Source organism: Shewanella sp. 11B5 (assembly GCF_002836795.1).
GTDB lineage: Bacteria > Pseudomonadota > Gammaproteobacteria > Enterobacterales > Shewanellaceae > Shewanella > Shewanella frigidimarina.
The window spans coordinates 1-9544 of record NZ_PJAP01000236.1 but is presented as its reverse complement, the minus strand read 5'-3'; the positions used below and the strand labels follow the sequence as shown (position 1 = coordinate 9544).

At 43.3% G+C, this 9544-nt stretch carries 6 protein-coding genes; 4 read left to right on the top strand and 2 right to left on the bottom strand.

Annotated elements, in window-relative coordinates:
• The coding region (locus CXF78_RS02690; RefSeq protein WP_180957034.1) for an NAD(P)(+) transhydrogenase (Re/Si-specific) subunit beta at window positions 1-728 on the bottom strand (728 nt) is incomplete at its 3' end.
• Window positions 729-739: 11 nt separating this feature from the next.
• Entirely contained in the window at window positions 740-2269 is a 1530-nt protein-coding gene (locus CXF78_RS02685) for a Re/Si-specific NAD(P)(+) transhydrogenase subunit alpha (RefSeq protein WP_102035897.1), read from the bottom strand.
• A 466-nt stretch (window positions 2270-2735) separates the two neighbouring features.
• On the opposite strand from CXF78_RS02685, the gene CXF78_RS02680 reads away from it, so the two are divergent.
• The 4 genes from CXF78_RS02680 to CXF78_RS02665 form a co-directional block, all read left to right on the top strand.
• Window positions 2736-4526, top strand: a complete 1791-nt coding sequence (locus CXF78_RS02680; RefSeq protein ID WP_102035896.1) for an assimilatory sulfite reductase (NADPH) flavoprotein subunit — start codon at window positions 2736-2738, stop codon at window positions 4524-4526.
• Window positions 4527-4604: 78 nt separating this feature from the next.
• On the top strand, window positions 4605-6296 hold the full coding sequence (gene cysI / locus CXF78_RS02675; RefSeq protein WP_102035895.1) for an assimilatory sulfite reductase (NADPH) hemoprotein subunit: 1692 nt from the start codon (window positions 4605-4607) through the stop codon (window positions 6294-6296).
• Window positions 6289-7080 carry a phosphoadenylyl-sulfate reductase gene (locus CXF78_RS02670; RefSeq protein ID WP_102035894.1) on the top strand — a complete coding sequence of 264 codons (792 nt, stop codon included), beginning with the start codon at window positions 6289-6291 and terminating at the stop codon, window positions 7078-7080. Before cysI ends, CXF78_RS02670 begins: the two co-directional genes overlap by 8 nt.
• Before the next feature lie 837 nt (window positions 7081-7917).
• On the top strand, window positions 7918-9544 hold a 1627-nt coding region (locus CXF78_RS02665), incomplete at its 3' end, for a hypothetical protein (RefSeq protein ID WP_102035893.1).

Genomic DNA, 9544 nt, shown 5'->3' with positions numbered 1-9544 from the left:
CCGCCAATTGAAGCCACTAAATGCCAACCAAATGCGAACGCGATTAGGGTCATCAAGATGATTGGTGTCACTGCACCACCAGCCTGAACGAATATCACCATTAGAATAAATGACACCACAACAGCCAATAAATTTAATTTATGGCGATGAGGTAGCATTAATGCTTTTGATGAAACCAAACCACGTAACTTAGCAAACGCAACAATCGAACCTGTGAAGGTGACAGCACCAATAAAGATGCCTAAAAATACTTCCACTAAGTGAATGTTAAGCATTGCACCGGTTAGGTGCTCAGTTTGTTGGGCTTTGCTTGCTTCTGCAAATGCCGCTCTGGCGGTTTCTAGTGTTGTGTTGAGGTCTTGCCCCAATACCACAACAATTTCAGACACTTCGTGTGGTTGGATATCAATAAAGCTATTAAAGCCCACTAATACCGCTGCGAGACCCACAAAACTGTGCAAAATCGCGACTAGCTCTGGCATTTCAGTCATTTCGACTTTTAATGCTAAGCGAATACCAATTGATCCACCAATGACCATGGCGAGAATAATCCATTCTACGCCGCTTGTGGCAGGGTTGAGTATGGTTGCAATAAGCGCAATCGCCATACCAATAATGCCAAATAAATTACCATTTTTAGCGGTTTCTTGTTTTGATAATCCAGCTAAGCTGAGAATAAAAAACACCGCGGCAATGATATAAGATGCTGTAACCAGTCCTTGAGACACGATATGACTCCTTAATCTTTACGGAACATCTTCAGCATGCGCTGAGTGACGGTAAACCCGCCAAAGATGTTGATACTGGCAATAAGCACCGCGACAAACGCAAGCGCCGTGACTAATGCTGAACCTTGGCCTATTTGCAATAACGCCCCAACCACAATAATGCCTGAAATAGCATTAGTGACCGACATTAACGGCGTATGCAATGAGTGCGACACATTCCACACCACGTAATAACCCACCACACACGATAGGATAAACACGGTGAAATGCGATAAGAACTCAGCGGGAGCAACAGAAGCGACTGCAGCAAAACCAGCAAGCCCTAACACACCTAAAATGTATTTAAGTTTTGACGGTGCTTTGTCAACTTTGGCTGCTTTAGGCTCGATACTCGCTGCTGGTTTTTGCGGTGCCGCAGACACTGAAATGGCTGGAGGTGGGAAAGTTATTTCGCCGCCACGAGTCACGGTCATGTTGCGCATCACTACATCGTCAAAATCGAGCACTGCATTACCGTCTTTGGCTTTACACATTAACTTCATCAAGTTAACTAGGTTAGTGCCATAAAGTTGTGACGATTGCGCCGGTAAACGACCCGGTAAGTCGGTATAACCCAACACTTTGACGCCGTTATCGGTAATAAAGCGTTCGCCAGTGACGGTGTATTCACAGTTACCGCCAGTTGCTGCCGCTAAATCGACAATCACAGAGCCCGGTTTCATGGTATCGACCATGTCTTTGGTGATCAGCTTTGGCGCAGGACGACCAGGAATTAATGCGGTGGTAATGATGATATCGACGTCTTTGGCTTGTTCAGCAAAGAGCGCCATTTCAGCAGCAATAAACTCTTCTGACATGGTTTTAGCGTAGCCGTCAGACGAGCCGCCTTCTTTGTTTTCAAATTCAAGCTTTAAGAAGCTACCGCCCATTGACTCAATTTGCTCAGCCACTTCAAGACGAGTATCAAATGCGCGCACTATGGCGCCTAGCGAGCCCGCTGTACCAATAGCGGCAAGTCCAGCTACACCAGCGCCAATTACCAACACTTTGGCTGGTGGCACTTTACCTGCTGCGGTAATTTGCCCGGTAAAGAAACGACCAAATTCGTGGGCGGCTTCGATCACCGCGCGATAACCACCAATGTTGGCCATCGATGATAAGGCATCGAGTGATTGGGCGCGTGAGATGCGTGGCACCATGTCCATCGCCATCACAGTAATATTGTGACTTGACAGTTTTTCAACAAGTTCAGGGTTTTGGGCTGGCCAAATAAAACTCACCAACGTCGTACCGGGTTTCATTTTGGCGATTTCGTCATCGGACGGTGCATTCACTTTAAAAATAAAGTCAGCGTCGTACACATTGTCGACCACATCCGCCCCAGCGGCTTCAAATGCAGCATTATCAAAGCTCGACTTCACACCTGCCTGTGCTTCAATTGCCACACTAAAGCCGAGTTTTATTAGTTGTACCACAGTGGCTGGAGTCGCGGCGACTCGAGTTTCACCTTTGATACTTTCTCTCGGTATTCCAATCTGCATGACTGTTTCCTGATGGTTAATAAAAAGACCGTCTATTGTTGTTCCCCATCAATAGACCATTCCGTTTGAGTATTTCTGCCTCACATGCTGCACTTTGAAGATAGAAAAAGAGCAGCATATGACCATTGAAGTCGGGTAAACTATTTAACCAATGGCATTACGTTGACACAGTTACATTGTATTTGCATGTCGTTTTACTCAGAGAACAATCAACCTGATAATTATTCATCAGTTAATTGGCGCTCCTAGCTTGCGACATGAGGCGTGTTCGGTACAAGTGCCTTTAGGTTAATTAAAGGGTTTTAAATTAAGGTAATTTAAAAACTTTTAACTGCGCCACACTTTTGTAGCTTAAAAAAACATCTTTGCATATTCCTAAATGGAATAAAAAATCATCTTTTATTCTTTTTTGGTTTTTGTCCTTAGGAGTAAGCTAGTTCACATTACACTGTTATAAGGCCGTCTTATGTTGTTAAAAGAACTTTCAGCTTTAGCATCACCATTGTCTCAAGGACAAGTCGATAAGCTAAAGCAACTCACATCTGAATTATCTTCAGTTCAACTTGCATGGGTCAGTGGTTATCTCGCTGCGAGTGCTAACCAAGGTCAAGGCGGTGTCGAGACGACAGCAGAGACAAGTGCCGCACCAACAGTTACGATTTTATACGGTAGCCAAACGGGCAATGGCCGTGGTGTAGCTAAAGAGCTAGCGGCTAAAGCGCAGGCGCAAGGTTACGCGGTTAATTTAGCTTCTATGGGCGAATACAATGTCCGTCAACTAAAACAAGAAACCATCTTGTTATTGGTTGTTAGTACTCATGGTGAAGGCGAAGCGCCTGACGATGCGATTGAACTACACAAGTTTTTATCCTCAAAGCGTGCACCTAAATTAGATAAGCTTCATTATTCTGTGTTAGCGCTAGGTGATTCAAGTTATGAGTTTTTCTGCCAAACCGGTAAAGACTTTGATGCGCGTTTAAGTGCACTAGGGGCAACATCTTTATTGCCGTTGGTAGAATGTGATGTTGATTATGAAGATATTTCACAACAATGGCAGGACAGTGTTGTAGAAGCTGTTAAGCCGTACATTCAAGCATCAAGTGCAAGTGTGGTCTCTATTGGTACTGCATCAGTTGCTGGTGAAAGCGAATTTACTAAGCAAAACCCCTATACAGCAGAAGTACTCGTCAGCCAAAAAATTACTGGTCGAGATTCTGATCGTGATGTCCGCCATGTTGAAATTGATTTAGGCGAGTCAGGATTAACTTATCAAGTCGGTGATGCGTTAGGTGTATGGTTTAGTAATAACGAAGTGCTTGTCGATGAAGTTATCGCCGCGCTCGGTTTAGCTGCAGACGACGATGTTACCGTATCGAAACAGTCATTATCATTAAAGGCTGCGTTAACTGACAAGAAAGAATTAACTCAGTTATACCCAGGCCTAGTTAAAACATGGGCTGAGTTGAGTGGTAATGCTGAACTAGCTGCCATTAGTGAAGACAAAGAACAAACCAGACAGTTTATTCTTAAGCATCAGTTAGCCGATTTAGTTGCAATATATCCTGCCAAGGTTAGCGCCGTGCAGTTAGTTGATATGTTACGTCCATTAACGCCACGCTTATATTCAATAGCCTCTAGCCAGGCCGAAGTTGAAGCCGAAGTACACTTAACAGTGGCATTGGTTGAAGATGAGCGTCAAGGCCAAGCTCGTTTTGGTGGTGCATCGCATTTCTTAGCCTCAGCTGAAGAAGGCCAGCAGGTTAATGTGTATGTTGAGCCTAATAACCATTTCCGCTTACCAGAAAACCCAGAAACACCGGTAATTATGGTGGGTCCTGGTACTGGTGTTGCGCCATTCCGCGCCTTCATGCAGCAACGTGCTGTTGACGGTGTGTCGGGTGACAGCTGGTTATTCTTTGGTAACCCACATTTTGAACAAGATTTCTTATACCAAGTTGAGTGGCAGCAGTATCTTAAAAATGGCGATTTATCGCGTTTAGATGTGGCTTTCTCGCGTGATCAAGCTCATAAAGTGTATGTTCAGCATCGCATTGCCGAACAAGCTGAAGCGTTGTGGCAGTGGCTACAAAATGGCGCGCATGTGTATATCTGTGGTGATGCAGAACGCATGGCAAAAGATGTACACCAAGCATTAGTGAATATAGCGGTTGAACAAGGTGGCTTAAGCGCTGATGACGCAGAAGCTTACTTTGAAACACTTCGTAGCGAAAAACGCTACCAAAAAGACGTGTACTAAATTCGACCTCGGTTGCTAGCCAAATCTAGCAACCTAATCGCACTAATGAATTGAACAGAATTAAGAGAGGCCCAGGACATGAGTGAGCAAAAGTTAGCGTTAAACGAATACTTAAAAATCGACAGTGATTATTTACGCGGCGACATCCAGGAAGGTTTAGATACTCAAGTGACTGGTTCGTTTAGTGATGGCGATCAACAGTTGATCAAATTCCACGGTTTTTATCAGCAAGACGATCGCGATTTACGTAACGAGCGTAAAGAGCAAAAGTTAGAGCCATTGCATAGCTTTATGCTACGTGCCCGTGTACCTGGTGGTATTTGTACTCCAGCGCAGTGGTTAGAAGTGGATAAAATTTCATCTACGCTAACCACCTCAAACAGCATTCGTTTAACCACGCGTCAAACGTTTCAGTACCACGGCATTCCTAAGCGTAATCTAAAAACCTTGATCCAAGGTCTTGATCGCGCCGCACTCGATTCTATTGCCGCTTGTGGTGACGTAAACCGTAACGTGATGTGTAACCCAAACCCGGTTGAATCTAAGTTACATGCTCAGGCGTATTCGGTTGCCAAGCATTTATCTGATCATCTATTACCACACACTCGCGCTTACGCTGAGATTTGGTTAGATGAAGAAAAGCTATTAGGCACCGAAACGGTTGAACCGGTTTACGGTAAAACCTATTTGCCACGTAAATTTAAGATGGCGGTTGCAGTTCCACCACATAACGATGTCGACGTATACACCAACGACCTTGGTTTTATTGCGGTAGCAGAAGCCGGCGAGTTAATTGGCTTTAACTTGGTTGCGGGTGGCGGCATGGGGTCTACCCACGGTGAAGTAGAAACCTTCCCACGTTTAGCTGACGACTTTGGGTTTATTAAAACTGACGACGTTACCAAGTTTGCCGAAGCGGTAATGACCGTTCAACGTGACTGGGGTAACCGTGTTGTACGTAAACGTGCGCGTTTAAAGTACACCATTGTTGACCATGGTTATGATGCATTTAAAGCAGAAGTAGAGAAACGTGCCGGGGTTAAATTTGAGCCCAAACGTGATGTGATTATTGGCGATCGCGGCGACCGTTATGGTTGGGTTGAAGGTATCGACAATAAGTTCCATTTAACGCTGTTTATTGAAAGTGGCCGTATTAAAGACATGCCAGGTCAAACCTTGCAAACCGGTCTACGTGAAATAGCCAAAATCCATAAAGGCGATTTCCGCATGACATCTAATCAGAACATGATTATTGCCGGTGTCGCTGCACAAGATAAAGCTGAAATTGAAGGGTTAGCGCGTAAACATGGTTTATTAGGCCAAGTGCTAAGTGGTACTCGCGGTCATTCAATTGCCTGTGTGGCATTGCCAACTTGCCCATTAGCGATGGCAGAAGCTGAACGTTACTTCCCTGAGTTTATTGATCACATTGATGCACTACAGGCTAAGCATGGTATTAGCGAGCAATCAATTGTGGTGCGTATGACCGGTTGTCCAAACGGTTGTGCCCGTCCATTTGCGGCTGAAATCGGCTTAGTGGGTAAAGCACCTGGGCGTTATAATTTGTATTTAGGCGCCAGCTTTGAAGGCACGCGTTTAAATAAAATGCATAAAGAAAACATTCAAGAAGCTGAAATTTTAGCTGAATTGGATACCTTGTTTGGCCGCTACGCCACAGAGCGCGATGCGGGCGAAACCTTTGGTAACTTCACTGTACGCATTGGCGTAGTGAAGGCGGTTAATGACGCCGCTAAGGATTTTCATGCCTAATGAAGTGGTAACGACTGCGCCTACTGGCGCGGCCGTCGATCATTCTGTGACTCCGGCTCAACTGCAGGCGTTATTATTAGCGCCTAAAGCTGAGCAAACAGCTGCGCTTGAAAACATTAACCTGTTTTTAGCAGGTTTAACGGCGCAACAACGAGTGGCTTGGGGCCTGGCATATTTACCGGGCTATCATGCGTTATCGTCTAGCTTTGGTATTCAAGGCGCGGTGATGCTGCACATGGTGACTCAAGCGCAAAGTGATATTCCGGTGATTTTAACCGACACTGGCTATTTGTTTGCGGAAACCTATCAATTTATTGATCAGTTAACTGAGCGCTTAAACCTCAATCTTAAAGTGTACCAAGCGGGTCAAACCCAAGCGTGGCAAGAAGCCCGTTTTGGTAAGCTATGGGAGCAGGGGATTGACGGCTTAGAAAAGTATAACCGCATCAATAAAGTTGAGCCTATGCAACGTGCATTAGCTGAATTAAATGTCGGTACCTGGTTCGCAGGCTTGCGTCGTAGCCAGTCTAGCACCCGTGAAGCATTGCCGATTTTAGCCATTAGTGGCAAACGTTTTAAGTTGTTACCCATCATTGAGTGGAGCAACAAAGACGTGCATATGTACTTAACTGAACATGACTTGCCATACCACCCATTATGGGAACAAGGCTATGTGTCGGTAGGCGATACTCACTCAAGTAAACCTCTTGAGTTGGGCATGAGCGAAGAAGAAACTCGTTTTAATGGCTTACAGCGAGAATGTGGTCTGCACTTCGATATCTAGTTGTGAAGTGGTGTTAGATAACGTACTCCATTCATCCGCAATTTATTGCGGATGAATTCATTTTAAGGCTTTAATTATCTACCGTATCACCCTCTATTTTGTCTTAAATTCGACGTTATTCTTGTTAATTAATTTGTTTTATTGTTGTCATTCATAAGTTTGAATTATGAGATAAACGGCTTTTATCTCATCGGTTTGTAATATCATGCAGCCAAATTATCACCAAGCATGTTTGTTAGCATGTTGTCAGACATTGCAACGTTATAATTAAAAAGGACAGGTTGAGCTACTGGTTTTCTGTGTGGATAGAAAATAATTAAATTTTATTTAAATTTTCATGCATCAGTGCCGATAATAGTCTAGATTTAGAAATTCCCGTAGACGGTTTTTGTGGACGCTTTGGGATTGTTTTTGCAATCCACGTACCTTCAAAAGCTTCGCTCGCATCCTCGAGCATATTGATTGACTTGTTAGCGTATAAGCAATCTATCAGGTTGTTCCCGATAACTCAGTAGTTCGAGTTATCGGGAATCAAATGTTTGATTTATTTCCTGCTTAATCCTTTTTGCATCTCATCTCTACGCTCATCAAATTCCCTTTCTAAGCTCGTTGGATAATAAGCTGCCTTTTTGATGTTATTGGTGTTTTATTGGTGCCGTTTTCTGCATAAATATCACCCCAAAAGGCAACATCTAATGCGCTGATTAACATTTAATGCTAAATTAATCCGCAGTTTATCGGTGAAATCGATAATGCTTATCCCAAAAAGATAATAAATGTTTAAACGCTAACTCATTTCAAGGAAGAGTTAACAATAATATAAATTGGAGTTTATAGATGAATAAAATGGCAATTGCTGCTGTGGTATTGGCTGTTGGTGCTGGTGGATACTTTCTGTCGCAACAAGGGACGTCAGTCGTTAAGAACGATCCTATGTTGGACTATGTCCCAGCTGATACATTAGCGTTTTCTGGGCAGTTAGTTCCATTTCCGTTAAAAGATTATCTGTATAGCATTGCAGGTAATTACCAAGCTTATGATCTGGATAAAATGCTGTCGCTAGATGATAGCTCTTCAGCTCAAGAGCGCTTTTTTATCAGTTTATATAAGCAATACATGACCGTGTTGCCAGAGCCTGAAACCTTACTATCAACATACGGCTTACCTGATTCAATTAAGAGTTATTTTTATACCTTAGGTGCATTGCCGGTAATGAAAGTTGAGATCAGCAATCCTGCAGCATTTTGGGCGGAATTAGATCGCGCTGAGCAGGAAAGTGGCTTAACTCATACAATGGGCAAATCTGGTTCTGTTGAATATCGCGGTTATACATTGACTGATGTTGATGAAAAAGAGCACGCTGAGATTGTATTTTCTATTAAAGATGGCTGGTTAACCGTGACATTGAATACGTCATTTAATCAACCTGAATTGCTTGAAACCGCATTGGGTGAAAAGAAAGTTGACCATCCAATTAGCGAAACCACCATGTTGCAAGACATCGCTAAGACTCATGGTTTTATGCAAGACAGTATTAGCTTTATTAATCATGTTGAATTGGTTAAAGGGTTAACATCGACAGACGGTAATATGCTGGCCAAGCAAATGACCAAAATGATTGAAATTCAGGGTGAAGATCCATTTGCAGAAATGAAAACACCAGTGTGCCAAACTGAATTAAATGCTATTGCTGCTAATTGGCCGCGCAGTGTGATGGGGTTAAATTCATACTCTATTACTCGCGACGAAAGTACCATTGATGCTGCTGTTGTGCTTGAAAGTAACAACCAAGTGATTTTGTCTGCATTGAATAAAATGCGTGGTTTTGTGCCATCATTTGCCAGTAACGGTCACGACAATATCTTGTCATTTTCATTAGGCATTGATGTTAATCAACTCGCACCAGCACTGAACGAAGTGTGGAAAGATTTACAAACACCGCAATATCAATGTGCTGCATTGGCTCAAATGCAATCAGAGTTAAGTGAGTTAAATCCAGCTATGCTTGGCATGATGACGGGTATGGCTAATGGTGTTAAAGGCATTAGTGTGACATTAGCTGATTACAAGCTAACTGAGAAAAATGGCCAAGCTAGTTTTGAAAAACTAGACGCATTAATTAGTGTGTCGGCTGAAAAACCGATGATGTTAGTGGATATGATGAAGCCGTTTTACCCGCCGCTTGCAGAAGTGGACTTGAAAGATAATGGCGATCCAGTCGATATTACCCCTATGTTAATGTTGCCACCTGAATTTGGGGTTAGTGCAAAGTTAGCCATTAAAGGTAGCCATTTAGTTGCTTATACTGGCGACAGAGGTACAGAGTTAGCTGATTTGATGTATAAGCAATCACTTGAATCTAATGGTTTCTTTGACTTGTCTGTTGATTACCAAAAAATGTTTGCTCCGTTAGTCGATATGGCCGAAATGAGTGGTGAACCAATGCCAGAAGAATTACTGATGT